Genomic DNA, 26,313 nt, shown 5'->3' with positions numbered 1-26,313 from the left:
TCCTCCTGCGCTGACGGGGCGGGCGATGCGGCGGGGCCGCTTCCGGGCCAGGGTAGCCGGATGGGGTGGTGGGGCGCGGTACGGTCGAGGCATGACCCCCGTGACCCGTGACACCGCCGCCGAGCTGCCCGCCCACCTGCGGGACCTGGCCGAGTTCGTGACCGCCTCGCCCTCCAGCTACCACGCCGCGGAGGAGGTCGCCCGCCGCCTGGAGGCCGTCGGCTTCACCCGCCTGGACGAGACGGCCGACTTCCCGTCGGCCCCGGGCGGCTACGTGGTGGTGCGCGACGGCGCGGCGGTGGCCTGGATCGTGCCGACGGGCGCCGGCGCGCTGGGCCGCCACGAGGGCGCTGAGCCGCGCGCGGCCGGGCCGGACGAGGCGGGGCCGAGCGCCGCCGTCGTGCCGGTGTTCCGCGTCCTCGGCGCGCACACGGACTCGCCGGGGTTCAAGCTCAAGCCGAACCCGGCCACCGTGACGGCCGACGGCTGGGTGCAGGCCGGCGTCGAGGTGTACGGCGGCCCGCTGCTGAACTCGTGGCTGGACCGCGAGCTGCGGTTCGCCGGGCGTCTGGCCCTCGACGACGGCACGCAGGTGCTCGCCGCGACCGGGCCCGTGGGGCGCATCCCGCAGCTGGCCATCCACCTGGACCGCGAGGTCAACGAGGGGCTGACGCTGAAGCGGCAGCGGCACACGAACCCCGTCGTGGGGGCGCTCGCCCCGCGCGGCGAGGTCGACGGTCTGGCCGCCCGCGTGCCCGGTGACGTGCTGACCGCGCTCGCGGCCGCCGCCGGCGTGGACCCGGCCGCGGTGCGCGGGCACGACGTCGTGGTGGCCGACGCCCAGGCGCCCGGACTCTTCGGGCTGGCGGGCGAGTTCTTCGCGTCGGGCCGGCTGGACAACCTGAGCTCGGTGCACGCGGGCCTCGTGGCGCTCGAAGAGCTGGCGCGCGAACACGGCGGCGCCGAGGGGCCGATCGCGTACGAGGGGACCGTCGCGGGCGGGGTGGCCGGTGAGGCGTCCGGCGCCCCGGTGATCCCGCTGCTCGCCGCGTTCGACCACGAGGAGCTGGGGTCGGCGTCGCGGTCCGGGGCGGCCGGGCCGCTGCTCGAGGAGGTCATGGGGCGCGTGCTCGAGGCGCTCGGCGTGGCCGGGCAGGGCCGGGCGCGGGCGATCGCGGGGTCCTGGCTGCTGTCCGCGGACGCCGGCCACCTGGTGCACCCGAACTACGCCGAGCGGCATGACCCCGTGAACCACCCGCGCGTGAACCACGGCCCGCTGCTGAAGATCAACGCCAACCAGCGCTACGCCACCGACGCCGGGGGCGAGGCCGCGTTCGCCCGCTGGTGCGGCGTGGCGGGGGTGCCGTTCCAGGAGTTCGTCTCCCACAACGACGTCCCCTGCGGCTCGACCATCGGCCCGATCTCGGCGACCCGCCTGGGCATCCGGACCGTGGACGTGGGCCTGGGCCTGCTGTCCATGCACTCGGCGCGCGAGATGTGCGGCGTGCGGGACGTGGAGCACCTGACGGCGGCCGTGCGGGAGTTCTTCCGCGGGGTGTGAGGCGCGGCGGCGGATGACGGCCGCCACGAGCGGCGTGCGCGGGGCTGCGTCAGCCGGCGGAGCCCGGGGTCACACCGTCCGAAAGTTGCCGACATTGACCAAGGGCGTGCCGTTCACGACGGCGGAGCCGCGCCCGTTGACCGACACGCTGGCGAGGGCCGTGCTGCAGTTGCTGTACCACCCGATGCGCGGCAGGGTGATGGTGCCTGAGACGGGGGCGGGTACCGGGGTTACCGCGGTTTGGAGATTGCTGTAGTAGCGGTAGTACGGGGTGCCGTTGTTGGTGTACAGGACCGGACTGCCGGTCCCGGAGACCTCACGGACGGGGGTGCTCCAGGACGGGGTGGTGCTCGTCCAGGTGAAGGTGGTGGGGTTCTTCCCAGTCTCCATCGCATCCACCACGCTCCTCTGCACCAGGACGGAGGCGGTCACGTTCGTCACCGTGGAGCCGGCTTGCACATTGGCGATCCGGTAGTAGGTGTTGACGTCGTCCGTGGTGACGCTCAAGCGGGTCGAACCCGAGCCACAGGCCGTCACTGTCGTGCCGGGCCCGGCCCCCGCGGTGCCGCGGGTGACCAGGAACGAGCGGTCGATCCGCGGGGGAGGGCTGGCCGCCTCGGCGGGGGCAGCGGCGGCGGCGACGACGGTCGGCACCGCCCACGCGAGGCTGCTGGCGACTCGGCGGCGGGAGGGGACGGACTGGGACGGCTGGGGCGCTGCCGACGTGGACTCTGACATGGGATGCTCCGAAACGTGAGAGGGGTGTGACGCAGGATGTGTGTCCTCCTTCCAAGGTACGTCGTCGTCGACCGAGGGCAAGCCCCGGCCACCCCACGGCCCCCTAGGGCGTGTCTGAGAATAGATGCACGAGTCAGCTGAGACCCTGGGGACATGTCCCGGTTCCAGATGCTCTCTGACACCCAATGGGAGTTGATCGCCCCGATGCTCCCGACCCGGACCGGCCGCGCCGGCAGGCCGTTCGCCGACGCCCGCGCCATGGTGGAGGCGATCATCTACCGGTACCGGTGCGGAATCGCTTGGAGGGATCTGCCCGAGGTCTACGGGCCCTGGCAGACCGTGTGGACCTGGCATCGGCGCTTGGCCGAAGAAGGCACATGGGACACGGTGCTGGCCACGCTGACCGCCGCCGCTGACGCCGAAGGCCTGATCGATTGGTCGGTCTCGGTGGACTCCACGATCGCCCGCGCGCATCAGCACGCGACGAACATCACCCGCCTCACAGGGGGATGGGTCGAACTACAAGAATCCGCGTGAGGAGCCGGCCGATCACGGCATCGGGCGCTCCCGTGGCGGGCTGAGCACGAAGATCCATCAGCTCGTCGATGGGACCGGGCTGCCGCTGGTCAGCCTGATCACCCCCGGCCAGGCAGGGGACTCCCCGATGCTGCTTCCTCTTCTGGAGCAGCTGCGCGTGACCCGGCCAGTAGGGCGGCCCCGGACTCGCCCCGAGGCCGTGCTGGGCGATAAGGCGTACTCCTCCCGGGCGATCCGCACCCACCTACGTGCCCGTGGGATCAAAGCGGTCATCCCCGAACCGGCCGACCAGCAGGGCCACCGCAGACGGCGCGGTGCCCGCGGCGGGCGCCCCGTCAGCCTCGACGCGGACGCCTACAAGGGCCGCAATGTCATCGAGCGTCAGTACGCTCACCTGAAGCAGTGGCGGGGTCTGGCGACCCGGTATGACAAGTACGCGATCATCTACAGGGCCGCTCTGGTCCTGAATGCTGTGCTCGCATGGTCAAAACGATTGTCAGACATGCCCTAGGGGTGGCACCTCATCTGCGGAGGCGCAGTGCTGGTATTCTTGACGGGATCCCCTGCGTGCCGCCGAAGAGTGCGGATGCATGCGTAAGGGGAGAACGCAGAACCTCCTGCCGCGGAGAGACCGCGGCCGCAAGCCCAGAGGAGGTGGGTTCGCATGCGTGCTTATGAGCTGATGGTGCTGATCGACCCTGAGGTCGACGAGCGCACCGTGGAGCCGACCCTGAAGAAGTACCTCGAGGTCGTCACGAACGCCGGCGGCACCGTCGACAACATCGACGTGTGGGGTCGCCGCAAGACCGCCTACGAGATCCAGAAGAAGTCCGAGGCCATCTACGTGGTCGTCAACTTCCAGTCGGAGCCGGCCGCCACCCAGGAGCTGGACCGTCTGCTGAACCTCAACGAGACGATCCTGCGCACCAAGATCATCCGTCCGGAGGAGCAGAAGATCACCGCTGAGTGATCCTCGTACCGTGTCCGGAGGGTCTGAGAGCATCGGATCAGTCCCCGACGCCCCCACCGGAACCCCGCTGAGCAGTCCCGGATCCCCGGATCCGGTCACTGACCGGCAGAACCCCCGAAGACAGGAGTGACCATGGCAGGCGAGACCGTCATCACCGTGGTCGGCAACCTCACCGCCGACCCGGAGCTGCGCTTCACCCCGAACGGCGCGGCCGTCGCGAACTTCACCGTCGCGTCCACGCCCCGCACGTTCGACCGCCAGACCAACGAGTGGAAGGACGGCGAAGCGCTGTTCCTGCGCTGCTCGGTCTGGCGCGAGGCCGCGGAGAACGTGGCGGAGTCGCTGACCAAGGGCATGCGCGTGATCGTGCAGGGCCGCCTCAGGGCGCGCTCCTACGACGACCGGGACGGCAACCGTCGCACCAGCTGGGAGCTGGACGTGGACGAGGTCGGCCCGGCGCTGCGGTTCGCCACGGCCAAGGTCACCCGCGCCCAGCGCGGCGGTGGCGGCGGCGGTGGCTTCGGCGGCGGCCAGCAGGGGGGCGGCTTCGGCGGCGCCCCGGCCGGCGGCGGCTTCGGGGGGAACAACGACGGCGGCTTCGGCGGCGCCCAGCAGGGCGGCGGCTGGGGCGGCCAGCAGCAGGGCGGCGGCCAGGCCGCACCGCAGGACCCCTGGTCCGGCGGCGGTGGCGGCGGATGGGACACCCCGTCCTCCAACGAGCCCCCGTTCTGATCCTGCACTGACCGGGCGCGGCCCCCGCGGCCGCGACGGACACGGAACACCACGGACCTCTCCGTCCGGGCGCACCTTGCCCGGAGGGCCGCCCCGGCGGCCCATCCCACCCGCGACCCGGCACCGCCGGGCCGCACTGCACACGGCCCCGTGCCCCGCACGGGACGCCGCGTGATCCCATCCCGCAGAACCGTTCTGCGGGCTCCAGAGAACTCTGAAGGAGCACCACGATGGCGAAGGCTGAACTCCGCAAGCCCAAACCGAAGTCCAACCCGCTCAAGGCCGCCAAGATCACCGAGATCGACTACAAGGACGTGGCCTTGCTGCGCAAGTTCATCTCCGACCGCGGGAAGATCCGTGCCCGTCGCGTGACCGGCGTGACCGTCCAGGAGCAGCGCAAGATCGCCCAGGCCGTCAAGAACGCCCGCGAGGTGGCCCTGCTGCCCTACGCCGGCGCCGGCCGCGGCTGATCGAGCGAGCGAAGGAAGGAACACCCAGATGGCAAAGCTCATCCTGACCCAGGAAGTGGCCGGTCTCGGCACCTCCGGTGACGTGGTCGAGGTCAAGAACGGGTACGCCCGCAACTACCTGCTCCCGCGCGGTTTCGCCACCGTGTGGACCAAGGGCGGGGAGAAGCAGGTCGAGTCCCTGCAGAAGGCCCGCGCGGCCCGCGCCGTGGCGAACCTGGAGGACGCGCAGGCCCAGGCCGCGCAGCTCCAGTCCGCCACCGTGAAGCTCGAGCGCACCGCCGGTGCGGAGGGTCGCCTGTTCGGCGCCGTCCAGACCGCCGACGTCGCCGAGGCGATCGAGGCCGCCGGCCTCGGCTCCGTGGACAAGCGCTCGATCACCCTGCCGGCGCACATCAAGTCCGTGGGCAACCACGAGGCCCAGGTCCGCCTGCACGAGGACGTCATCGCGACCGTCCAGCTGCAGGTCGTGGCCGCCAAGGCCAAGAAGTGATCATCCGCTTCTGAGCCCGTCGCGCCTGCGGCGCGCACCCGAGGCCCCGGTCCGCTCTTCACGAGCGGGCCGGGGCCTCGTGCCGTGGGGGAACATGGAGGCCATGCCCTCCGCCCCACCGCCCTCCGACCCCGCCGGCTCGACGGCGGCCCCGCGCCCGCCGCTGTGGACGCGCCCGTTCATCCTCGTCAGCGCCACCTACCTGTTCGTGGCGATGATCTTCTACACGCTCATGACCGCCATGGCGCTCTACGCCGTCACGTCCTTCGGCGCGTCGGACGCAGAGGCCGGCGTCGTGGTGGGGGCGTTCGTGCTGGGCGCGGTACTCACCCGCATGACGACGACGCCCGCCACCTTCGCGTGGGGGCGGCGGCGGGTCCTGCTCGTCGCCTTGGCCTGCTACGTCCTCACGACGGCGGCGTACCTCTGGGCGGACTCCCTGGCCGCGCTGACCGCGGTCCGCCTGCTCAACGGCATGTGCTTCGGCGCGGCCGGCACCGTGCTGGCCACGGCCGTGCAGCGGATCGTCCCGCCCGTGCGCCGCTCCGAGGGCACCGGCTGGTTCTCCACGTCCATGACGCTCGCGGGCGCCGTCGGGCCGATGGTGGCGCTGCAGCTGAGCACCGCCGTCGGCTACGACGCCCTGTTCCGGGCGTGCATCGGCTTCACGGGCATGGCCCTGCTGGTCGCCCTGTTCGTGCGCGTGCCCGAGCCGCCGCTGACGGGCCGGTTCCGGCTGCACCGGGCGGACGTGTTCTCCGCGGAGGTGGCGCCGGCGGCGGGCGTGGCCCTTGCCTCCGGGTTCATGTACGGCGGCATCCTCGCGTTCATGGCCACGTTCGCGCAGCAGCAGGGCTACCCGGCGATGGTGCCGAGCCTGTTCTTCCTGCTCTTCGCCGCGGGCACCATCGTGGGCCGCGCCGTCCTGGGCGTGCTGCACGACCGGCACGGGGACAACGCCGTCGTCTACCCGATCCTCGCGGGCATGGCCGTCTCCTACGCGGTGCTGGCGCTGTGGCGGGAGCCGGCGGGCATGCTCGTGGCCGGCGCTCTGCTGGGGCTGACCTACGGGCCCGTGGTGAGCGTGTTCCAGACCATCGCGATCAAGGTGGTCCGGCCCACCGAGATCGGCGTCGCCACGGGCACGTTCTTCCTGCTCCTGGACCTCGGCACCGGCCTCGGCCCCATGGTGCTCGGCGCGGTGGTGGCCGCCGTCGGGATCCCGGTGATGTACCTGCTCTCCGGCGGGGTCGGGGTGGCGCTGCTGCTCTACTACCGGCTCGTGCAGGGCGGCCGGGCCATCGCCCGGCGCCCGTCCCCGGCCTGAGCGGGGCCGGGGACCGCCGTCGTCGTGGGGGTGCTCATGTGTCCCATCCCCCGATGTGCACGAGGGCGTCGCCGCGGTGCACCAGGGGTGCCTCGGTGCGGCCGATGACCACGCCGGTCAGCTCGGCCTTCACGTGCGCCAGGCGGCGGCCGAACGAGTTGTAGAGCGCGCCGATGCGGTCCCCGGCCCTCACGCGTTCGCCGAGGGAGACGTCCAGGTGCACGAGGCCGTCCGCGCGGGCGCGCACCCACGTGGACTGCCACACCAGGTAGGGGGCGTCCTGCTCGCCGTCGACGACGTCGGGGTGCACGGCCTCCGTGTCCTCGCCGGTGGCGTCGGTCGCCTCGGGCACGTCCGTGGTCCGCTCCTCGGGGACCTCGCCGGGCAGCGGACCGGGGGCGTCGACGACGGCGTCCGGCCCGGGCTCGGTGAGCCCGACGTCCGCGGGGTCCACCATGTCCAGGGCCGCGAGCACGCGCAGGACCCCGTCCACGCCGGGGGCGATCGCGTACTCGTCGAAGCGCCAGGCCTCACCGGCCTCGTAGAGCAGCACGCGGGCGCCGGCCTCGCGGGCCGCGGCGCGCAGGGAGCCGTCCCGCAGGCGGGCGTGGAAGAGCACGGGCGCGCCGAACGCCTCGGCGAGCGCGCGGGTCTGGGGGTCCTCCAGGTCGCACCGGATCTGCGGCAGGTTGGAGCGGCGGTCCGCGCCGGTGTGCAGGTCGATGCCCACGGTGCAGCGGCCGATCACCTCGGTCATCATCAGGTGCGCGATGCGCGAGGCGAGCGAGCCCCGGGCGGAGCCGGGGAAGGAGCGGTTCAGGTCGCGGCGGTCCGGCAGATAGCGGTCCCCGGCCATCACGCCGAGCACGTTGACGATGGGCACAGCCAGCAGGGTGCCGCGCAGGTGCGTGGGCTGCAGGCGCTCCAGGACGCGGCGGACGATCTCGATGCCGGCCACCTCGTCCCCGTGGATCGCGGCGGAGACCCACACGGTGGGCCCGTCCTCGCGGCCGTGCAGCACGTGCACGGGCAGGGTGACGTCCGCGCCCGTGACGAGCTGGGAGATCGGCAGGGACAGCTCATGGCGGCGGCCGGCCGGCACCTCGACCCCGCCGAACGCGAAGGGGGCGCGGGCGGGGCGACGGCTCACGCGCGTCCCCGGTTCCGGCGGCGCACGCCGCGCGGCGGCTGCCCGCCCACGTACGAGGCGGCGGGGTCCACGAGGAGGCCGCCGGCGGCCAGCGCGGTGCGCCCCACGAGCATGCGGAAGCCCATCTCGTCCCGGTGGGTCAGGGTCACCTCCGCCTCGATCGTGCGGCCGGCCAGGGTCAGCGGCATCACGACGACGACGCGCTCCTGCGCCTCGCCGTTCGAGGAGCGGACCGTGCGCAGGTCGGCCACCGGCAGCTCGGCCGTCCGCGCGTCCGCCGCCGAGGTCTGCCACGGGTGCACCTCGAACCGGACCCACGCGGCGCCGTCGCGGGCGAACCGCTCGATGCCGAAGGCGTGGAGCGCCGAGGTGCGGGCGCCGGTGTCGATCTTGGCCTTGATCCAGGGGGTGTGGGCGGCGGGCAGGCCGACCCATTCGCGCCAGCCCACCAGCCCCGGGCGAGCGGCGCCGTCGTCGGTGGGGGGCACGCCGTGGGGGGCCGGGGCCGTGTGCTTAGATTCAGACACGCCCCTCATCCTCCCAGGAAAGCGGTCATGAAGCTCGCCATCCTCTCCCGTTCCCTGCGCGCCTACTCGACGCAGCGCCTCAAGACCGCGGCGCTCGAGCGCGGCCACCAGGTGAAGGTCCTGGACACCCTGCGCTTCGGCATCGACCTCAGCTCGGACGAGCCCGATCTGATGTTCCGCGGCCGCCCCCTCTCCGGCTACGACGCCGTGCTGCCGCGCATCGGCAACTCGGTGACCTACTTCGGCACCGCCGTGGTGCGCCAGTTCGAGCAGATGGACGTCTACACGCCCAACACGGCCGCCGGGATCATGAACTCGCGGGACAAGCTGCGGGCCACGCAGATCCTCTCCCGCCACGAGATCGACATGCCCGCCACCGTGTTCGTGCGCAACCGCGGCGAGGTCTCCACGGCGATCGACATGGTGGGCGGGGCGCCCGTGGTGATCAAGCTGCTCGAGGGCACCCAGGGCATCGGCGTGATCCTGGCGCCGACCAAGAAGGTGGCCGAGGCGATCATCGAGACGCTGCACGGCACCAACCAGCAGGTGCTCATCCAGCGGTTCGTGGAGGAGTCCAAGGGCACGGACATCCGCGCGCTCGTGGTGGGGGACCGCGTGGTGGCCGCGATGCGCCGCCGGGCCCAGGGGGACGAGTTCCGCTCCAACGTGCACCGCGGCGGCACCGTGGAGCGCGTCGAGCTCTCGCCCGAGTACGCGGAGACCGCCGTGCGCGCCGCCCACATCATGGGCCTGCGCGTGGCCGGCGTGGACATGCTCGAGGGCGAGCACGGCCCGCTGGTCATGGAGGTGAACTCCTCCCCGGGGCTGCAGGGCATCGAGGCCGCCACGGACCTGGACGTGGCCGGCGCGATCATCGACTACGTGGCGGACCAGGCCGGCTTCCCGGACATCGACGTGCGCCAGCGCCTGGCCGTGTCCACCGGGTACGGCGTCGGTGAGATCACCGTGCACGCCGGCTCCGGCTGGGTGGGCCAGTCCATCGAGGACTCCGGGCTGCTCGCGAAGGACCTGCAGGTGCTCACCCTGCACCGCGGCACCTGCGTGTTCCCCAACCCCGCGGACACCAAGGTCCTCGAGGAGGGCGACCGGCTGCTCTGCTTCGGCAAGACCGAGAACATGCGCGCCCTCATCCCCGCCCGCGCCCGCCGCCCCAAGCGCGTGCGGAAGCTGCCGGCCACCCCGATCCTCGCCTCCGTCGCCGAGGAGGCCCCGGCGCCCGAGGCGCCCGCCGACGACGCCTGAGCCCGGGCGCGGGGCTCAGCGGGCCGGGGCGAACGCGCCGATGCCCGTGAGGTGCCGGCCGAGCGTGAGCTGGTGGACCTCGTCCGTGCCCTCGTAGGTGCGCACGGACTCGAGGTTGTTCGCGTGCCGCAGCGGCGAGTGGTCCAGGGTGATGCCGTTGCCGCCGAGCATCTCGCGGGCCTCCCGGGCGATGCCGATGGCCACGCGGCAGTTGTCCAGCTTGCCGGCGGAGATCATGGCGGGGGTGAGCGGGCCGGCGTCCTTGGCGCGACCGATCTGGTGCGCCAGCAGGTAGCCCTTCCCGATGGCCACGGCCATGTCCGCGAGCTTGGCCTGCGTCAGCTGGTGGGAGGCCAGCGGCACCCCGAACTGCTGCCGCTGCACCGCGTAGTCGAGGACGGCGTCGAAGGAGTCGCGGGCGGCGCCCATCGCGCCCCAGATGATCCCGTAGCGGGCCTCGTTGAGGCACTGGAAGGGGCCCTTGAGCCCGACGGCGGAGTCGGCCGGCAGCATCGCGGAGGCGGGCAGGCGCACGCCGTCGAGGTGGATCTCGCACTGCACCGAGGCCCGCATGGACAGCTTCTGCGTGATCGCCTCGGCGCGGAATCCGGGGGTGTCCGTGGGGACCACGAAGCCGCGCACCCCGCGCCCGTCGCCGGGCTCGCCGGTCTGCGCCCAGATGATCGCGACGTCGGCCAGCGTGGCCAGCCCGATCCAGCGCTTGACCCCGTCGAGCACCCAGTCGCCGCCGGGCTCCTGGCGGGCCGTCGTCGTCATGGAGGCCGGGTCCGAGCCGGCGCCCGGCTCGGTGAGGCCGAAGCAGCCGACCGCCTCGCCGGTGGTCATGCGCGGCAGCCACTGCACCTTCTGCTCCTCGGAGCCGTGCTTGTGGATCGCGCCCATCGCGAGCGAGCCCTGCACGGAGACGAAGGTGCGCAGGCCGGAGTCGCCGGCCTCGAGCTCCTGGGCGGCGAGGCCGTACTCCACCGCCGAGCGGCCGGGCATGCCGTGGCCCTCGTAGGGCATCCCGAGCACGCCGAGACGGCCCAGCTCGGGGACGATCTCGCGCGGGAACACCGCGTCGTCGTACCAGCGGGCGATGTGCGGGCGGATGTGCTCGTCCACGAAGCCGCGCACCTGCAGCGCGACGGCCTTCTCCTCGGCGGAGAACAGGGAGTCCAGGCCGACGACGTCGGCGCGGCCGAGGAACGAGTCGGCTTCGGCGTGGAACGGGGTGGTCATGGCGGGGGTCCTCTCTGCGGGGTGGTCAGCGGGCGTCGAGCCAGGTGTTGACGGCCGCGGTGTCCGCGCCGAGCGCGGGCGGCGCGTTGCACGGGTGCGCGACGGGCGGGTCCCACTGCACCGGGTGGCGGAACTGCCGGCCGGCGGGGGCGCCGGAGCGGTCCTGGACCTCGACGGTCGGCTCGAGGCCGAGGGACTCGGCCAGCTCGACGCCCTCGGCGACGCTGGACACGAGGCCGGCCGGGAGCCGCTCGGCCTGCAGCACGTCCCGCCAGTGGGCCGCCGTCTGCGCCGAGAGCGCGTCCTCCAGGGCGGTGCGCAGCTCCTCGCGGTGCTCGACGCGGTCTGTGTTCGTGGCGAAGCGCGGGTCCTCGGCGAGTTCGGGGACGCCGAGGGCCGCGGCGAAGGTGCGGAACTGCGCGTCGTTGCCGATGGCGACGGCGAGCGGCGCGTCCCGGCACGCCAGCAGCTGATAGGGGGCGATCGAGGGGTGGTCGTTGCCCATCCGCCGCGGGACGACGTCGGCGCCGAGCCATGCCTGGCCCTGGTTGGCGAGCGCCCCCTGCAGCGAGGAGAGCAGGTTCAGCCGCAGGTGCGCGCCCTCCCCGGTGCGCTCGCGGCGCAGCAGGGCGGCGAGCACGCCGGCGGTGAGGTCCTTGGCCGTGAGCACGTCCACCAGGGCGACGCCCGCCTTCATCGGGGCGTCCGGTTCGCCGGTGATGCTCATGAGCCCGCCCGCGGCCTGGACGATGAAGTCGTAGCCGGGCAGGTCCCGGCCCTCGCGGTCGCCGAAGCCGGAGACGGCGGCGTAGACCACGGACGGGTTCTCCCGCGCGACGTCGTCGTAGCCCAGGCCGAGGCGCTCCATGGTGCCGGGCTTGAGGTTGTGGACCACGACGTCGGCCCGGGCGGCCAGGGCGGCGGCCCGCCGCTGGTCCTCGGGGTCCTTCAGGTCCCAGCCGACCGACTCCTTGTTGCGGTTCACGGACTCGAAGTAGGTGGCGCCCGTCGCCGAGCGGGGCGGGGCCCAGCCGCGGGTGTCGTCGCCGCGCTCGGGGTGCTCCACCTTGATGACGCGCGCCCCGAGGTCCGCCAGCGTCATGGTGGCGAGCGGGCCGGCGAGGACGCGGGAGAAGTCGGCGACGAGGACACCGTCGAGGGGGAGCGAGGCCGGGGAGGGTGCGGTGGTGGCCGGGGGCACGGCGGACTCCTCACTGTGGCGGACGACACGACGACGGGTTCCACCCAAGCACCGTGCTCGTGTTCCGTCCAATGACTCTGGGGCGGGTCACTGACGTGCGTGAGTCATCGGTGCCGGGCGGTCCGGGGCGGCCGGGAGAGGTGGGCACGGGGAGGCCCCGGGGCCGCGGGCAGAGGCTGTCAACTTCGCCGTCCCCAGATCCGGGCACTTTGTCCACAGGAGTTGTCCACAGGTGTGGAGAGTGTGGATGACGGTGTGGATAGGCATGTACCAGACCGTGTAATAAGGGCGCAAACGGGGGTGCTGTCAAGTCGGATCGATGGGGCCACGGAGCGTCAGGGAATCTTCATCCACAGCTCTGGGGATCGCATCGCCCCAGGTCAGGACGGGATTGTGGGTGTGCCCACGCAGTTGTCCCCAGCGTGGTCCCCAGGGGATCCACACGACACGCCGCCGAATCCACATGTTGTCCACAAAGGTTGTGGAAAACACGGTTGCCCAGCCTCCACGGCGCGCGTAGTGTCGCGTGGTATCCCCAACGCGAGGGCGGGTATTGGCCGCAGGTGACCACTGACAGGCGCGCATCCGCTCGGACCGTCGCCCCGGGGACCGTCGCACCGTCCGCCTGCAGGAGGGTGCGGCGGCACGGGCGGTGACAACAGAGGAATCAGGGCCGGGAAGACCGGCGAGGGCCGCCGTCGTGCGGGCTGTGGGAAGGGAGTCTCCGGACGTTGACTGAGAACTACGGAGACTCGGGCTCCTACGACGGCGGCCGTTCCTCTGAACGCTTCCTGCCGCCCCAGGATCTGGAGGCGGAGCGCTCGGTGCTGGGCGGCATGATGCTCTCCAAGGACGCGATCGCGGACGTGGTGGAGCTGCTGCGCGGCCACGACTTCTACCGGCCCAGCCACGAGATGATCTACGAGGCGATCATCGACCTCTACGGCCGCGGTGAGCCAGCGGACGCCGTCACCGTGGCGGACCTGCTGAACAAGCGCCAGGAGCTCAGCCGCGTCGGCGGCCCGGCCGTGCTGCACGAGCTGATCCAGTCCGTGCCCACCGCCGCCAACGCGAGCTTCTACGCGGAGATCGTGGCGGAGAAGGCCGTCCTGCGGCGCCTCGTCACCGCCGGCACCAAGATCACCCAGCTGGGGTATCAGGGCGACGGCGAGGTCGAGGAGATCGTCAACGAGGCGCAGTCCGAGATCTACAAGGTGGCGGAGAACCGCCAGTCCGAGGACTACGTGCGCCTCGCGGAGATCATGGAGCACGCCGTCGATGAGATCGAGGCGGCCGGCAACCAGGGGGAGGGCCTGACGGGCGTCCCCACCGACTTCTACGACTTCGACGAGCTGACGCAGGGCCTGCACGGCGGGCAGATGATCGTGATCGCGGCGCGCCCCGCCGTCGGCAAGTCCACGCTCGCGCTGGACTTCGCGCGGGCCGCGGCCATCCACCACAACATGGCCACCGTGTTCTTCAGCCTCGAGATGGGCAAGAACGAGATCGCGATGAGGCTTTTGAGTGCCGAGGCGACGATCGCGCTGCAGGACCTGCGCAAGGGCACCATCCGGGACGACCAGTGGTCCAAGATCGCCGCGACCGTGGGGCGGCTGAACGAGGCGCCGTTCTTCATCGACGACTCCCCGAACATGACCATGATGGAGATCCGCGCCAAGTGCCGGCGGCTCAAGCAGAAGAACAACCTCAAGATGGTGGTGCTGGACTACCTGCAGCTCATGAGCTCGGGCAAGAAGGTCGAGTCCCGCCAGCAGGAGGTCGCCGAGTTCTCCCGTGCCCTCAAGCTGCTGGCCAAGGAGCTCGACGTGCCGGTGATCGCGTTGAGCCAGTTGAACCGTGGCAGTGAGCAGAGGACGGACAAGCGGCCGCAGGTGTCCGACCTGCGCGAGTCCGGCTCGATCGAGCAGGACGCGGACATGGTGATCCTGCTCCACCGCGAGGACGTGTACGACAAGGAGTCCCCGCGCGCCGGTGAGGCGGACCTGATCGTGGCGAAGCATAGGAACGGGCCCACGAAGACCATTGTGGTGGGGTTCCAGGGGCACTATTCGCGGTTCTCGAACCTGGCGAGTGATGCCGGTGGTGGCCCGGGCGGGTTCTGAAAACATTGAACTGGCTGGCCCGGTGTCGAGATGCAGTGAAGATTGCACAAACGCGCGAATATGCCGCATACCGCGACACGCCGTAGAGCGCTTGACACCCATGGCGGTGGAACCCGGACGGCTCCCCATGAACCGAGTGGATCCGCTTGCTGAGACTCGGGGCGAGGGGAATAGTGCGGGCGGCGATCAACGTGTCCGGTCAGTACAGATTTCACGGTTCGGGGGTCTCTGGTCGACTCTCGGGCAGGTCCAGGGTGACCATAAGGCGGGATACTCTGGCAAGCATGTCTTTGACCCTCATGGCCGCCGGAGATGGGGAGACCAGCGACCCGCCCATGGCGCTTGAGCTGTCTGCGGACCCCAGGCCAGGTCGGCGGTTCGAGCCGACCGTCGAGAAGTCCCTTGACGGTGACTTGCTGACGCTGGCGATGAACCTCCCCAGCGCGAGCCGCGGGGTGACGATCACTCGCGAGTTTCCGGGCGGACGGGGCGTGGCTGACATCGTGGCCGTCACGCGCTGGCAGGACGGGCTCCGCAAGAGACTCTCGATGCCCCAACCCTTCCTTCGCAATGAAACAGACTGCGCCGTGGTGGCAGCTCTGTCGGCCAACCAGACGCGCTCGGCCCGAAGCGTAGGCAAGCGGCTGGGCATGAGCGACGAGCAGGTCGTCCGGAGGGCACGAAGACTGGCCGCAAGCGGCCACGTCGAAGCCTGCGGGTCTGGCTTTAGAAGGGCGCCGGGACTCGAACCGATCGGGCGCTCTTACGCCCTCGAGGCAAAGGTTAGTGACTGGCAGAAAGGCCTCAGCCAGGCACTGCGCTACTCCACATGGTGCGATGCAGCCGCCGTCGTACTACTCAGGCCTCCCCGCGACCTCGGCGAACTCAGAGCGCGATGCTCTGCGCTCGGGGTTGGCCTCGGGGTTGATGGCCGCTGGGTCGTCCGACCGCGAATCGGCCGGCCAAACGAGGGGCTCCGCCTTGCTTTGTCCGAGCATTGGGCAAGGCTTATGGCCGAGTCAGAGCTCTTCTGAGCTGGCATAGGACTCCAAAACGGCCGCGGGGTTCGAGGCCCAAGCAGTCTTGTCGGAGTCTCGAACGATACGCGGAAGCGCCGCAATAAGGTCGTCATAGTCCGTCTTCGCTCTGCGGTACCGGTCCCGGAGGATATTCACCCGCGCACTTCGGTCGGTGCCGGGAGCGTCGACTTGCGTAACCGCAGATCGGAGCTGTTTGAGGTGATGCATCCGCTGTGCCTGGTCGCTTGGCGGCATCGAGTCTCCACGGATTGCACGCGCCCGTGTCGGGTCCCAGCGTTCGATCGCATCGGCGGTGTCTCGCCGAAGGACCGAGTTCAGTCCGCCCTGGGTCACGTACGAAGCCGGAATGCGAATGCCCGGGTTGGAATCGACGCGGAACGTCTGTGGATCAAACGTCCGTTGGCCGCGGTCCCAGCCACTGCCTACGGTGTCCGCGCCAGCGGCCACGGCAGGCAGGGCGGCGTAGTCGCCGTAGGAAATGATCACTCGTGACCGCATCGATAGCGAGTGGACAGTTCGGCAAAGCCCGGCGAATGCCTCGGTGGCTGTGAGGTCAGGGACGTGGTCAATCACGGCTTCGTTCGCAACGGTGATCATCCAGACGGGTGCACGGAGCGCAGCCAGGCGTCCGACATATGCATCGAGTTGCTCGCCAGCGGACCAGAACGCGCGTGTGCCGACCAGCGATTGCCAGCAGTCGGCGGCGATGCCTCGCGCTACGCGCGCGATTCCCATCACCTTGTACGCATCGGGCGATTGCGGCGATTTCAGCTGGAGGGTGGGGGCCAGGCGAGGAGCTCGGATGTCAGTCTGACGCTCGAACACGCGCTCGACGTGGACAATTTGCTGCGCTTGGTTCTCAAGTGTCGTGGGCCCGTCCGGACCCCAGAGCTCCCAAGCATCGTAGAAGTCACGCTTATTAGTCGAGGGCAAGGCCAAAGCATGGGTTAGAGCGTCGAAGATGACCTCGCCGTGGACGCCGCGGACCGCCTTCGCCAAGTCAGACGCGCTCGGGTGCCGAGGTTCGGAGACACGCGGTGAGGCGAAGGGATTCAGCACGACACCATCGGCAGCACCGTCGGTGACCGCCTCTACGGACCATTTTCGATGGCCGATCCGTCGGCCGTCATGGATCAGGACGCCGCTCATCGATTGGCTCCCATCTCGATGAGCTCGGACAGGAGCTCGGTTCCGTCGAGATACCGCCGAGCGGGTTGGCGGCTCAGACAGCGGTCCACAACCCGGGCAAGTTCAACGGAGAGCCCGGGGACGACCGTCGAGATGCTGGGCGCTTGTTGCGTGATGAGTGCGTGGTCGTAGTCAGTTTGGGCAACGTGCGGGTCGATGGGGAACTGATGGCTGAGTGCGTAGTAGGCGAGGACCCCCAAAGCGAAAATGTCGCTAGAGGGGACTGGCTCGCCGCCCTGCACATGTTCGGGAGAACGGAACCCCGGCGTGCCGGGTTGGAAGCTTCCTGTGAGAGCGGACTTCTCCAGATGCTTCGCTAGCCCAGGGTCCATGAGCACGAAGTGACCGTCGGGCATGCATCTGACGTTGGCGGGGGAAAGATCTCGGTGGACGACCTCTAGATCGTGGCAGGCGGCCAGCGCTTCGGCCATGTCATGCAGGAATGGCCAGACCTCCGCCTCGCCCCAGGCGTGGTCCAGTGAGGCGCTTAGGTCGTGTCCCTCCAGGTACGGGACTGCTGAAGGTTCGGTTGACACTTCGGGTGTGGTGGTTCAGGCCGCTTTCGTCGGCCAGTAGATGGTCTCAAACTCGACCGGTGTCGTCTTTCCAAGGGCGCGCTGCCGGCGTCGGCGGTGGTAGGTCCGTTCGATCCAGGTGACGATCGCCAGCCGCAGCTCAGCGCGGCTGCTCCACCGGCGGCTGTTCAGGACGTTCTTCTGCAGGAGGGCGAAGAAGGACTCCATCGCGGCGTTGTCCGCGCTGGAGGCCACCCGTCCCATCGACCCGACCAGTCCGGCCCGGTGCAAGGCGGTGACGTAGGGCCGAGCACGGAACTGGCTGCCCCTATCGGCGTGCACCACGCAGCCGGTGACCTCGCCCGGGCCGCGGCGGGCGACGGCCATCTCGAGGGCGTCAACCGCGAGGGCGGCCGGCATCCGGTCGTCGATCGAGTAGCCGACGATCCGGCGCGACCACACGTCCTTGACCGCGCACAGGTACAGCTTCCCCTCGGCGGTGGCGTGCTCGGTGATGTCGGTCAGCCACAACCGGTTCGGGCCTGTCGCGGTGAAGTCCCGCTCGACGAGGTCGTCGTGCACGGGCGGGCCCGGCTTCTTCCACCGGCCACGAGTGCGGGCGTGGGCGGAGACGATCTGTGCTTGGGAGCAGATCTTCCATACCCGCCGCTCCGAGATCTCGTGCCCGGCCGCGGCGAGCTCGTCGGCGATGAACCGGTACCCGAACCCAGGGTCGTCACGGTGGACCTCGAACGCGGCGTTCATCGCGTAGGCGTCGACCAGGTCCCGCTCGCTGACCGGGTCGGCGCACCAGGCATAGAACGCCTGGGTCGAGAACTTCAGCACCCGGCAGGTCACCGTCACGGGGATCCCGTCGACGGCAAGGTCACGGACCAGCGGGTAGGTCATTTTGGGCTCTGACCCAGCCTCAAGTTCGCCTGCGACAGGTACGCCGCGGCGCGGCGCAGGACCTCGTTCTCCTGCTCCAGCAAGCGGATCTTCTTCCGCGCCTCGCGCAGCTCCTCGTTCTCGGTCTTGGTCACGCCGGGACGGTGGCCGTCCTCGACATCGGCCTGATGGAGCCAGTTGCGTAGGCAGGACTCGGAGATCCCGAAGTCCTTGGCGAGCTGAGCGATCGGGGCCTCGCCACGACGGGCGACCGCGACCACGTCGTCACGGAACTCCTTGGGGTGTGCTGCAGGCATGTCGACATCCTTCCAGCGGGGACCTCATGTCCCCACAGATCAGGTGTCAACCGAACCTTCAGCAGTCCCTACTGCTCAGCCCAGCACACTGCATTGGTTGGATCCTCAATTTCGACGGCATCCGTTAGAACTTTTACGACCCGGTCGGACTCCACTGCCGAAAGCAGCTCGACCTCACGGTGCGCCCGACGCAGTGTGATGTCACCGTTGGGTCCTTGGGGCAAAGGCACGATCTTCGCGACGGCCGGCGCGCCGCTGAGGGTCCCCTTGAGGACGATTTTCTGTCCGCCCTGTGTCAGCACGTGCCCGTCTTCGAACCCGAGAGCGGCGCTGACGGCGTGGATAAGTTCTGAAAGGCTCATCTGGTTCCTCTGGTGAGGTCGAGGGCGCACCAGGATGGCTGGCCCATGAAGCCATTATGCAGACCGGCAGTCCCGTCCTCTCCCTCGGTGCGGTCCTCGCCGCCGCCGGCCTCGACCCGCACGACGTCCTGGCCATCCGTCACACCTACAAGGAGTCGGGGCTGCCATCGCGGGCGGCAGCCACGCCGGAACGCGTGCTCGCCTACACGCGGGAGCAGCACCACGTAGGGAAGTTCCCGAAGGAGCCCGCCCGGCACTGGCTGATCTTCATGGGGGAGGGCGGACGTCGTTCCCGCCTCACCGCCGTGTACGAGAACCGTGGGGAGGCCGTAGCTGAGCGGACGGAGCGGCACAATTTCTTCCGACAGATGGCCGAAGCGCTGCCGACAGCACCGGAGCGGCGTGCCGCGTGTGAGGCGGAGGGGTGAATCGCATGTCAGGTCTGGGCCGTAGGTCCGCGGGCCCCGTCACCAGGGAGGACGGCACCCGCCTGCATGTCTTCGATTCCGGCGGCACCGGGCCCGCGCTCCTCCTCCTGCATGGCCTGGCCGGGTACGCGGGGGAGTGGGCGCAGGTCGCCGAGCGGCTGGCCGGGGCCTGCCGGGTCGTCGCGTTCGACCAGCGCGCCCACGGCTCCAGCACGCGGCGCCCCGCGGACCTGAGCCGCACGGCCCACGTGGGCGACGTCGTCGCCGTGGCCGAGGCGTTGGGCCTGGAGCGGTTCACCTTGGTGGGCCAGTCCATGGGCGCGCACACCGCCCTGCTCGCCGCGGCCGCCCATCCGGCGCGTGTGGGGCGACTCGTGTTGATCGAGGGCGGCGTCGGCGGGGAGGGGCCCGAGGCCACCGCCGGCGTTATCGACTGGTTTCGCGCCTGGCCCATCCCCTTCGTCACCGTGGACGACGCCGTCGCCCACCTCGGCGGCGGACCTGCCGCCCGGGTGTGGGCCGAGGGGCTCGAGGAAACGGACGCCGGCTGGGTGCCACGCTTCGACGTCGACGTGCTGGAGGCCGCCCTGCAGCCCGTCCACGAGCGGCCCCGGTGGGAGGAATGGGAGCGGATCACCGCGCCAACCCTGCTGATCACCGGGGAGAACGGGTACGTGCCCGCCGGAGAGCTGGACGGGATGCGGCGGCGGCGCCCGGATGTGCGGCACGTGCAGGTGCCCGGCGCGGGGCACGACGTGCACCTGGAAGTGCCGGAGCGGGTGGCCGAGCTCGTGCGGGGGTTCGCGGCCTGATCGATCTGGGGCAGGATCACCCCATGGACCACAAGCAGATCCTCCACGACGGGCTGCGCCGCCAGCGTGCGGCCCTCCTGCACAAGCTCGAGGGCCTCAGCGAGCGCGACGCCCGCCTGCCGCGCACTCCCACCGGCACCAACCTGCTGGGACTGGTCAAGCACGCCGCCGTCATCGAGCTGGAGTACTTCGGCGAGACGTTCGGCCGCCCCGCCGAGGTGCAGCTGCCCTGGGCGGCGGCGGGGCAGCCGGAGGAGGACAACGTGGACATGTTCGCCGCCGAGGGTGAGTCCCTCGAGGACGTCCTCGAGTTCGCCCGCCGCTGCTTCGCCCACGCGGACGCGACCATCACGGCTCTCGGCGCCGACGCCCCTGGGCGGGTGGCGTGGTGGCCTGACGACAAGGCGGAGGTCACGCTCGCGCAGATCATGGCGCACGTCGCCCTGGACGGGGCCCGGCATGCCGGCCATGCGGACATCCTGCGGGAGCAGATCGACGGGCAGGCCGGCCTGCGCGCCCCGGGGAACAACCTGCCCCCGTGGGACGCCGACCGCTGGGCCGCCCACGTGGACCGTCTGACCGCCATCGCGGAGGGAAGCGGCGGGCCGGGCCGGAACTGAAGGCACATGCCTCCCGTTCCGGCGCTGGGCCTACGCTGTGGCCATGACGAGTATCCCCGCTGCCGCCGTACCCCCTGCCCTCCAGCGCTCATTCGATGCGTGGGCTGCCGCCGGCAGGCCCGCCGACGAGCCCACGCGTTGGTCCTTCGATCACTGGACGGCCCACGTGCCCGGCCTGCCCGCCTGGCTCGAACGCGAGCCGCTGACCCGCGCCGTCGTCACCGGCTACGCCGCGAAGGTGACCGCCGAGGACCGCGCCATGCAGAGGGACGCCTTCATCGCCGCGATGGTGTGGGGGTACGGACGGGTCGGCTACGGCCCCTCCCGGGTGGAGCGCATCATGGCGCAGCCCGGGTTCGAGGAGCAGCTCGCCGACGTCACCCGCATCACCCTCGAGCAGGGCGGGCCCGCGGCCTTCGAGCACATCCGGCAGCAGCGCAAGAGCGGGGCCGGCTGCCTCAAGCACCTCGGCGCGGCCTTCGGCACCAAGTACCTCTACTTCCTCACCAAGGCCCACCGGGAGTCCGACATCGCCCCCGTCCTCGACTCCGTGGTGCGCGCCTGGTTCGCCGAGCATGCAAAGGACGTCGACGTCCGGATCGGCGGCGGCTGGACCTACCCCCGCAAGTACGCGACGTACGTGGAGACCATGCAGGCGTGGGGTAAGGAACTCGAGATCCCGGCCGACGACGTCGAGCGGCTCATCTTCTTGGAGCAGCAGGACGCCACCCAGGAGCCCTGGCGGGAGAGCTGGAGTTCCGCCGCCGCGGACCCGGAGGCCGGCGAGCTGCTCGAGGCCCTCCGCCTCGCGCTGGCCGACCTGGGTGCCGGGGATGACGCCGAGCCCCACCTGCAAGCTCTGGAGGACGTCATCGCCGACGCGGAGGACCGGGCGCCCGACGAGGCGTGAAGCCCCGCCCTCCTGCGCGCGGTTGGCGTCGAGATGAACGTGTCCGCTGAGCAGCTAATCGGCGACGAGTCCGGCGTGCACCGCGGCCTGTACCGGCGCGTCGTGGACCACGTCCCGTGGCTACGCGGCTTCGTCTGCGACGACCTCCACAATTTCGGCCCAGAGGACCGGTGGATCTTGGCGCGGTAAGGGCTCAGCGATCTATCGCCAGGGCGCCTACCGTGTCCAGGGCCCTCCGTAGGCTCGAGGCGTAGCCGGGGTAGATGTCCCGGACGAAGAGAGGACATTGGCATGACCACCAAGGCGGGGCTCATCGCGGCCGCTTCCCATGCTCTCCAGAACGGCGCCCAGCTGTTCGCACGCGTCGAGGACGGCGGTGTGGTCATCGGCGGGGGTGGCGGCGAGGTCGTGCCGGATTCGACCGGGCTGTACGCGGTTGTCGCGCAGGATCCTGACGCGGCGCGAGCCGAGCTGCGATTGGACACGTCTGTCAGTCGAAGCGATGTGCTTTACATCGGCAAGGCCGAGGGCAGCCTGCGGGCCCGCCTGGAACGCAAGCATTTCGCGGACGGCGGCACCGCGCACTCCACTCTGCGCCGCACCCTGGCCGCACTCCTGGTGGATCGGCTGGACCTGGAGCCGGTCGCCGTCGCCTCCGCAGGTCGATTCACCCTCACCCCGGAGAGCGGCGAGCAGCTGACCACCTGGATGCAGCGTCACCTCGCCGTCCGCGTGTGGCAGGCACCCGCCGGGTTCGCGGAAGTGACACCGCTCGGGGGCATTGAGAAGCCTGTAATCGACACACATACCCCGCCGTTGAACCTCACCTACGGCGGCACCAGCCCCGAAGCACAGCTGCTCCGTCAGCGCATCCGGAAGGCCCGCACGGCCCTGGCGGAGCAGGCGAAGCGCGGTGTGGACGTGGTGGAAGTCCATTCGTCGGCGCGCGCGACCGTCGGCTACTTGTTCCGCCGCCGCCCCCGCCAGTACGGGCTGCGGGGAAGCGTCGGTCTCTGGGAGGAGCTCGCTGAACGGCTCGACGACACCCCCATGCCCACCAGTGAGTATGAACTCGGCCGGCTCCTGCACGATGCGCTCAATCGCTCCCTTGAGGGGGCCGAGCCTTACGACGAGGACAAGGTCAACGTGGAGCGGTTCAACCGCGGAGGCATGAGTCAGGGCCTCGTCCATCTGCCCTGGTGGGAGGACCAGGCCATCCCCCTCCTCCTCGACCGCTGGGGAGCCTGGGCGGACACCCAGGGTCTCCTCGGCTCGGAGGACTACATCGGGAGCTGGTGACCCAGCATCGTGTGGTGCCTGCCGCCGTCCTCGATGGCCTCCTTCGCCACCGGCCGGGTGACGTGGGGGCGCATAGGGAAGGGCCACGCTGCCGGTGAGCAGCGCAATGAGCTCCGCGCGGTCCGCGCCGACGGGGTCGAGACGGGTGATGGCGACGGTCATGGGGTGAGGGTGGGCGCCAGCATCATGGGCCCCTCCCCACCCGGACCTCTTCTGAGTCCGACACAATGCATACATCCATGCATGCATCCGATTATTCTGGCCCGCATGACTCCACTCTCCGACCCCTTATGGGGCAGTCGTGCCACGGCTGCCGGCCGCCTGGCCCACGACGTCGCCTGGCGCATCGTCCGCGGTGAGATCGCCGCGGGGGAGATGCTCACCGAAGTCCAGCTCTCCACGGAGGCCGGCATCTCCCGGACGCCGGCCCGGGAGGCCCTCCTCCAGCTCGAGCGCTGGGGCCTGGTGCGGCTCCTCCCCAAGAAGGGCGCGGCCGTGCAGGCCCTCACGCCGCAGAGCGTGGCCGACCTCACGGCCCTGCGCGGCCTCCTCGAGTCCACCGCCCTCGCCACGGTCGCCGCGCGGCCCGACGCCGTCGGGCCCCTCGTCGCCACGCTCACCGCCAACCTGGAGCAGCAGCGCGCCGCCCTGGACGCCGGCGACCTCGCGGCGTTCTCCGCGCTGGACGTGCGCTTCCACCGGGACGTGATCGCCACGTGCGGCAATGCCGCCTTCGACGAGGTCGTGCGCACCTTCGCTCCCCGCCTGGCCCGCCTCATCCACGCCGCCACCGGCGGATCCGTCGACGCCGCCCGCCGCCTTCTCGATGGGCACGCCGAGATCTGCGCGCAGCTGGCCGCCGGGCGCGCCGCAGACGCCCAGCGCGCCCTGCAGGCGCACCTCGACGCCGCGGGGACCGGCGTCGTCATCCCCGGCCTGCCGACCGCGGGCCCGTCCGAGGCGGGTGAACCCCGATGATCGAGGGCCTGCTGATCCTGCTGCTCTGCCAACTGGCGGGCACGCTCGTGGCCGACACGCTGCACCTGCCGATCCCCGGGGCCGTGCTGGGCATGCTCCTGCTGCTCGGCCTGCTCGCGTGGCGCCGGCCGGCCGAGGACGCGCCGGTGATGACGGCGAGCCATCACCTGCTCCAGCACCTGCCGCTGCTGTTCGTCCCGGCGGGTGTCGGCGTCGTCGCGGTGCTGGGCCTCATCGGGGAACACCGGGCGCTGATGCTGGTCGGCTTCGTGGTGCCCTGGCTGCTGGGGCTGGTGGTCACGGCCGGCGTCGCCGCCCCGCTCGCCCGCCGCCTCACGGACAAGGAGGACGCACAGTGAACGCCGCCGAACTCACCGACTCCCTCGCCGAGGCCTGGGACGCGCTCCTGCACACACCGCTGTTCGGCATCGCGCTGACCCTCGCCGTCGCCGTGCTCGCCCGCCGCCTGTGGCTCGCCGCCCGGCAGACCGCCCTGCTCACGCCCGTGCTCGTGACGATCGTGCTGGTGGCCGCGTTCCTGGCCCTGACCGGCATCGACTACGAGACCTACATGATCGGCGGCAGCTACCTCACCTTCCTGCTCGGTCCCGCCACCGTGGCCCTCGCCGTCCCCCTGTACCGTGCCGGCCCTGACATCCGGAAGCTGATGCTGCCGATCGCCGTCGGGGTCACCGCCGGCTCGCTGACCGCCATGGTGAGCGCCGTGCTGATCGTGCGACTGATGGGCGGGGACGCCGCGCTGGCCGCCACGTTCGCCCCCAAGTCCGCGACGACGCCGATCGCCATGGCGGTGGCCGACGCCGGCGGCGGGATCGTCTCCCTCGCCGCCGTGCTCCCCGTGCTCACCGGCGTGCTCGGCGCCGTGTTCGCCCCCTGGGTGCTCGACCGGCTGCGCGTGCGCGACCCCCGCGTGCGCGGCCTGGCCATCGGCGTGAGCTCCCACGGCATCGGCACCGCCCGCGCCCTCGCCGAGGGGCCGAAGACCGGTGCGTTCTCCGCCCTCGCCATGGCCTGCTCCGGCGTGCTCACCGCCCTGCTGGCCCCGCTGGTGCTGGCGATGACGGGGTGAGGGGCCGGGCGGCCGCCCCTCGGCCGGGCATCCGCCTCGACCCGCTCCGGCCGCGGCGGCCTCCTTACCGTGTCCACCCCGCCTGCCACCCTGGTCCTCTTCCTTCCCCGCGGGCCGCCCGCCGGCCCGCGCAGGCGCGGTGACGCGGCCCGGTCCTGCGAACGAGAGGACCCCACCCATGATGGGCCCGTCCCACGCGGCCACCGGCGCCGCGGCCTGGCTGGCGCTCACGCACTGGCAGTCGCCGATCGCCGTGCTGCACCTGCCCGCCGAACTCCAGCTGCTCGGCGCCGTGACCACCGCCGGCGCGGCCATGATCAGCGACTGGGACCACCCCCGCGCCACCGTCGTCCACGCCCTGCCGCCCGTGACCGAGTGGATGAGCCGCGGCATCCGCCACGTGGCCGGCGGACATCGGCGCGGCACGCACTCGCTGGTGGGGATCGCGACGTTCACCGCCATCGCGACGGCGGCCGCCTCCATCCAGGTGCCGATCGCGGGGCACGTCTACACGCCGGGGCAGGGAGTCATCGCCGCGTTCCTGGCGGCCGTGGCCGCCAAGGCCCTCCGACTGCTCCCGAACCGGGGATGGAGGGCCGCGTGGGCACTCGGCATCCTGGTCGCGGTGTCGGCGACCGTCCTCAGCGACGGGCTGTGGTGGATCCCCGCCTCCGTGGCCGTCGGCGTGAGCGTGCACATCCTCGGCGACGCCCTCACCAACAACGGGGTGGCCCTGCTCTGGCCGCTCAGCCCCGAGCCTCCCGCGCGACTGTGGTGGTGGCAGTCCTCCGGACGGTTCCGGCTTCCCCTGCTCGGCCGGACCGGGTCCTGGCGGGAGTGGGCGCTCGTCTCGGTGGTCACCGCGTTCACCGTGGTGCGGGCCGTGCGGCTCATCCCGCTCGCCGCTCGGGGGGTGGCGGCACTGTTCTGAACGGCCTGGGCCACCGCCGCCCCCTCACGCCTCCGGGAACCACCCCGCCCGCACAGTCGCCTCGGTCCCGTGCGGCAGCCTCGGACGGCCGCCGGCGGCCAGGTCCCGGCAGGCATCCTTGAGCGCCTCGAACGGCCATCCCGGCACGTGCCCCTGCCCTTCGGCCGTGCCGTCCGCGCGCCAGTGCACGTGCCAGTCCCGGCGCCGCAGCCCATGACGGCCCCGCAGGCTCACCCCCCCGACCGCGCGCACGACCGCCTGGTCCACGGCCTCGAGCAGCTCATCCGACCCGGGGTCGCAGGCGTCGCACCCCCAGTCCGGGAGCACCGCGTGCACCTGCCCCGGGGCGCCGACCGCCACCCGAATCACCGGCAGGACGCCGCCGTCGTCGTCTTGGGGCACGTCCGTCTCCAGCAGCCACCAGGGGGAGGCGCCGTCGACGCCGGCCGGCGGCGCCACGCGCAGCGCCCGGTCCACGGGGACCGCCAGGTCGGCGCGCCCGGCCTCGTCGAGCGGGATGTCACGCACCGGGTCCGGCGCGACGGCGGCGCCCGCCTCCGCGAGCACCTCGGCCCACACGCGGGCCCGGGCGGTCATCCCGAGA

General features: G+C 71.3%; 29 protein-coding genes and 1 pseudogene. 20 read left to right on the top strand and 10 right to left on the bottom strand.

What is annotated here, in order from left to right; genetic code table 11:
* The first annotated feature begins 91 nt into the window (after positions 1-91).
* Positions 92-1,561, top strand: a complete 1,470-nt coding sequence (locus tag AC0VX4_RS11485; RefSeq protein ID WP_475464416.1) for a M18 family aminopeptidase — start codon at positions 92-94, stop codon at positions 1,559-1,561.
* A 69-nt stretch (positions 1,562-1,630) separates the two neighbouring features.
* On the opposite strand, the gene AC0VX4_RS11480 is transcribed toward AC0VX4_RS11485, so the two are convergent.
* Positions 1,631-2,215 (bottom strand): hypothetical protein, encoded by a 585-nt coding sequence (locus AC0VX4_RS11480; protein WP_475464415.1) that lies wholly within the window; start codon positions 2,213-2,215, stop codon positions 1,631-1,633.
* A gap of 237 nt (positions 2,216-2,452) precedes the next feature.
* Between AC0VX4_RS11480 and AC0VX4_RS11475 the strand changes: the two genes are divergently transcribed.
* The 6 genes from AC0VX4_RS11475 (at position 2,453) to AC0VX4_RS11450 (ending at position 6,825) form a co-directional block, all read left to right on the top strand.
* Positions 2,453-3,347, top strand: a protein-coding gene (locus AC0VX4_RS11475) for an IS5 family transposase (protein ID WP_158184099.1) whose coding sequence is annotated in 2 segments (ribosomal slippage) — positions 2,453-2,809 and positions 2,811-3,347 — 894 coding nt in all. Because the reading frame shifts where the segments join, the coding sequence is not laid out codon by codon here.
* 153 nt (positions 3,348-3,500) lie between these two features.
* A complete protein-coding gene (gene rpsF / locus AC0VX4_RS11470; RefSeq protein ID WP_002857790.1) occupies positions 3,501-3,806 on the top strand; it encodes a 30S ribosomal protein S6 in 306 nt (101 codons plus the stop codon).
* 132 nt (positions 3,807-3,938) lie between these two features.
* Entirely contained in the window at positions 3,939-4,538 is a 600-nt protein-coding gene (locus AC0VX4_RS11465) for a single-stranded DNA-binding protein (RefSeq protein WP_002857789.1), read from the top strand.
* Positions 4,539-4,768: 230 nt separating this feature from the next.
* The gene (gene rpsR / locus AC0VX4_RS11460) at positions 4,769-5,008 is read left to right on the top strand and encodes a 30S ribosomal protein S18 (RefSeq protein WP_002857788.1); all 240 of its coding nucleotides are present in this window, start codon (positions 4,769-4,771) and stop codon (positions 5,006-5,008) included.
* Positions 5,009-5,036: 28 nt separating this feature from the next.
* Positions 5,037-5,498, top strand: a complete 462-nt coding sequence (gene rplI / locus AC0VX4_RS11455) for a 50S ribosomal protein L9 (protein WP_002857787.1) — start codon at positions 5,037-5,039, stop codon at positions 5,496-5,498.
* Positions 5,499-5,601: 103 nt separating this feature from the next.
* Positions 5,602-6,825 (top strand): MFS transporter, encoded by a 1,224-nt coding sequence (locus AC0VX4_RS11450; RefSeq protein ID WP_475464414.1) that lies wholly within the window; start codon positions 5,602-5,604, stop codon positions 6,823-6,825.
* 34 nt (positions 6,826-6,859) lie between these two features.
* Here the strand turns inward: AC0VX4_RS11450 and AC0VX4_RS11445 are convergent, their stop codons facing one another.
* Together AC0VX4_RS11445 and AC0VX4_RS11440 are read right to left on the bottom strand one after the other, a co-directional pair.
* Positions 6,860-7,975 carry a succinylglutamate desuccinylase/aspartoacylase family protein gene (locus AC0VX4_RS11445; protein WP_063188560.1) on the bottom strand — a complete coding sequence of 372 codons (1,116 nt, stop codon included), beginning with the start codon at positions 7,973-7,975 and terminating at the stop codon, positions 6,860-6,862.
* On the bottom strand, positions 7,972-8,502 hold the full coding sequence (locus tag AC0VX4_RS11440) for an ATP-dependent zinc protease family protein (RefSeq protein WP_063188563.1): 531 nt from the start codon (positions 8,500-8,502) through the stop codon (positions 7,972-7,974). The genes AC0VX4_RS11445 and AC0VX4_RS11440 overlap by 4 nt, the downstream gene beginning before the upstream one ends.
* A 27-nt stretch (positions 8,503-8,529) precedes the next feature.
* Here AC0VX4_RS11440 and rimK point away from each other — a divergent pair, with 27 nt between their 5' ends.
* Positions 8,530-9,765: a 30S ribosomal protein S6--L-glutamate ligase gene (gene rimK / locus AC0VX4_RS11435; protein WP_123243984.1), complete on the top strand. Its 1,236-nt coding sequence runs from the start codon at positions 8,530-8,532 to the stop codon at positions 9,763-9,765.
* Positions 9,766-9,780: 15 nt separating this feature from the next.
* Here the strand turns inward: rimK and AC0VX4_RS11430 are convergent, their stop codons facing one another.
* Positions 9,781-11,007, bottom strand: a complete 1,227-nt coding sequence (locus tag AC0VX4_RS11430; RefSeq protein ID WP_475464413.1) for an acyl-CoA dehydrogenase family protein — start codon at positions 11,005-11,007, stop codon at positions 9,781-9,783.
* A 25-nt stretch (positions 11,008-11,032) separates the two neighbouring features.
* On the bottom strand, positions 11,033-12,208 hold the full coding sequence (locus AC0VX4_RS11425; RefSeq protein WP_323662996.1) for a CaiB/BaiF CoA transferase family protein: 1,176 nt from the start codon (positions 12,206-12,208) through the stop codon (positions 11,033-11,035).
* A gap of 731 nt (positions 12,209-12,939) precedes the next feature.
* Between AC0VX4_RS11425 and dnaB the strand changes: the two genes are divergently transcribed.
* Together dnaB and AC0VX4_RS11415 are read left to right on the top strand one after the other, a co-directional pair.
* Positions 12,940-14,331 carry a replicative DNA helicase gene (gene dnaB, locus AC0VX4_RS11420; RefSeq protein ID WP_044659833.1) on the top strand — a complete coding sequence of 464 codons (1,392 nt, stop codon included), beginning with the start codon at positions 12,940-12,942 and terminating at the stop codon, positions 14,329-14,331.
* A gap of 284 nt (positions 14,332-14,615) precedes the next feature.
* Positions 14,616-15,365 (top strand): AsnC family protein, encoded by a 750-nt coding sequence (locus AC0VX4_RS11415; protein ID WP_206395773.1) that lies wholly within the window; start codon positions 14,616-14,618, stop codon positions 15,363-15,365.
* Here the strand turns inward: AC0VX4_RS11415 and AC0VX4_RS11410 are convergent.
* From AC0VX4_RS11410 to AC0VX4_RS11395, 4 genes and pseudogenes are all read right to left on the bottom strand, one after another.
* Positions 15,351-16,520 carry a hypothetical protein gene (locus AC0VX4_RS11410; RefSeq protein ID WP_206395774.1) on the bottom strand — a complete coding sequence of 390 codons (1,170 nt, stop codon included), beginning with the start codon at positions 16,518-16,520 and terminating at the stop codon, positions 15,351-15,353. The genes AC0VX4_RS11415 and AC0VX4_RS11410 overlap by 15 nt on opposite strands.
* Positions 16,517-17,095, bottom strand: a complete 579-nt coding sequence (locus AC0VX4_RS11405; protein WP_475464412.1) for a serine/threonine protein kinase — start codon at positions 17,093-17,095, stop codon at positions 16,517-16,519. The genes AC0VX4_RS11410 and AC0VX4_RS11405 overlap by 4 nt, the downstream gene beginning before the upstream one ends.
* Positions 17,096-17,110: 15 nt before the next feature.
* Positions 17,111-18,279 (bottom strand): annotated as a pseudogene (locus AC0VX4_RS11400) (IS3 family transposase).
* Between the two features lie 68 nt (positions 18,280-18,347).
* On the bottom strand, positions 18,348-18,641 hold the full coding sequence (locus AC0VX4_RS11395) for a hypothetical protein (RefSeq protein ID WP_475464411.1): 294 nt from the start codon (positions 18,639-18,641) through the stop codon (positions 18,348-18,350).
* A gap of 56 nt (positions 18,642-18,697) precedes the next feature.
* Between AC0VX4_RS11395 and AC0VX4_RS11390 the strand changes: the two genes are divergently transcribed.
* The 10 genes from AC0VX4_RS11390 (at position 18,698) to AC0VX4_RS11345 (ending at position 25,709) form a co-directional block, all read left to right on the top strand.
* Complete coding sequence (locus AC0VX4_RS11390) at positions 18,698-19,069, top strand: hypothetical protein (protein ID WP_241179112.1); 372 nt, start codon at positions 18,698-18,700, stop codon at positions 19,067-19,069.
* A 5-nt stretch (positions 19,070-19,074) separates the two neighbouring features.
* Entirely contained in the window at positions 19,075-19,881 is an 807-nt protein-coding gene (locus AC0VX4_RS11385; protein ID WP_475464410.1) for an alpha/beta fold hydrolase, read from the top strand.
* A 23-nt stretch (positions 19,882-19,904) separates the two neighbouring features.
* A complete protein-coding gene (locus AC0VX4_RS11380; RefSeq protein WP_396831621.1) occupies positions 19,905-20,501 on the top strand; it encodes a DinB family protein in 597 nt (198 codons plus the stop codon).
* 43 nt (positions 20,502-20,544) lie between these two features.
* On the top strand, positions 20,545-21,411 hold the full coding sequence (locus tag AC0VX4_RS11375) for an 8-oxoguanine DNA glycosylase OGG fold protein (RefSeq protein ID WP_475464409.1): 867 nt from the start codon (positions 20,545-20,547) through the stop codon (positions 21,409-21,411).
* A gap of 39 nt (positions 21,412-21,450) precedes the next feature.
* A complete protein-coding gene (locus AC0VX4_RS11370) occupies positions 21,451-21,600 on the top strand; it encodes a hypothetical protein (protein ID WP_344761107.1) in 150 nt (49 codons plus the stop codon).
* 102 nt (positions 21,601-21,702) lie between these two features.
* Positions 21,703-22,710, top strand: a complete 1,008-nt coding sequence (locus AC0VX4_RS11365) for a GIY-YIG nuclease family protein (RefSeq protein WP_475464408.1) — start codon at positions 21,703-21,705, stop codon at positions 22,708-22,710.
* Positions 22,711-22,977: 267 nt separating this feature from the next.
* Complete coding sequence (locus tag AC0VX4_RS11360; protein ID WP_475464407.1) at positions 22,978-23,688, top strand: GntR family transcriptional regulator; 711 nt, start codon at positions 22,978-22,980, stop codon at positions 23,686-23,688.
* Entirely contained in the window at positions 23,685-24,047 is a 363-nt protein-coding gene (locus AC0VX4_RS11355) for a CidA/LrgA family protein (RefSeq protein ID WP_002855541.1), read from the top strand. Before AC0VX4_RS11360 ends, AC0VX4_RS11355 begins: the two co-directional genes overlap by 4 nt.
* On the top strand, positions 24,044-24,778 hold the full coding sequence (locus AC0VX4_RS11350) for an LrgB family protein (RefSeq protein ID WP_475464406.1): 735 nt from the start codon (positions 24,044-24,046) through the stop codon (positions 24,776-24,778). Before AC0VX4_RS11355 ends, AC0VX4_RS11350 begins: the two co-directional genes overlap by 4 nt.
* A gap of 178 nt (positions 24,779-24,956) precedes the next feature.
* Positions 24,957-25,709: a metal-dependent hydrolase gene (locus AC0VX4_RS11345; protein WP_475464405.1), complete on the top strand. Its 753-nt coding sequence runs from the start codon at positions 24,957-24,959 to the stop codon at positions 25,707-25,709.
* Positions 25,710-25,733: 24 nt separating this feature from the next.
* Here the strand turns inward: AC0VX4_RS11345 and AC0VX4_RS11340 are convergent, their stop codons facing one another.
* Complete coding sequence (locus tag AC0VX4_RS11340; RefSeq protein WP_475464404.1) at positions 25,734-26,306, bottom strand: DUF6226 family protein; 573 nt, start codon at positions 26,304-26,306, stop codon at positions 25,734-25,736.
* Positions 26,307-26,313 lie beyond the last annotated feature (7 nt).

It is taken from the genome of Micrococcus sp. 63XJN7_8_ISO-PGPR-S23-253 (assembly GCF_056173425.1).
This window is presented reverse-complemented; position numbering and strand designations above follow the sequence as displayed.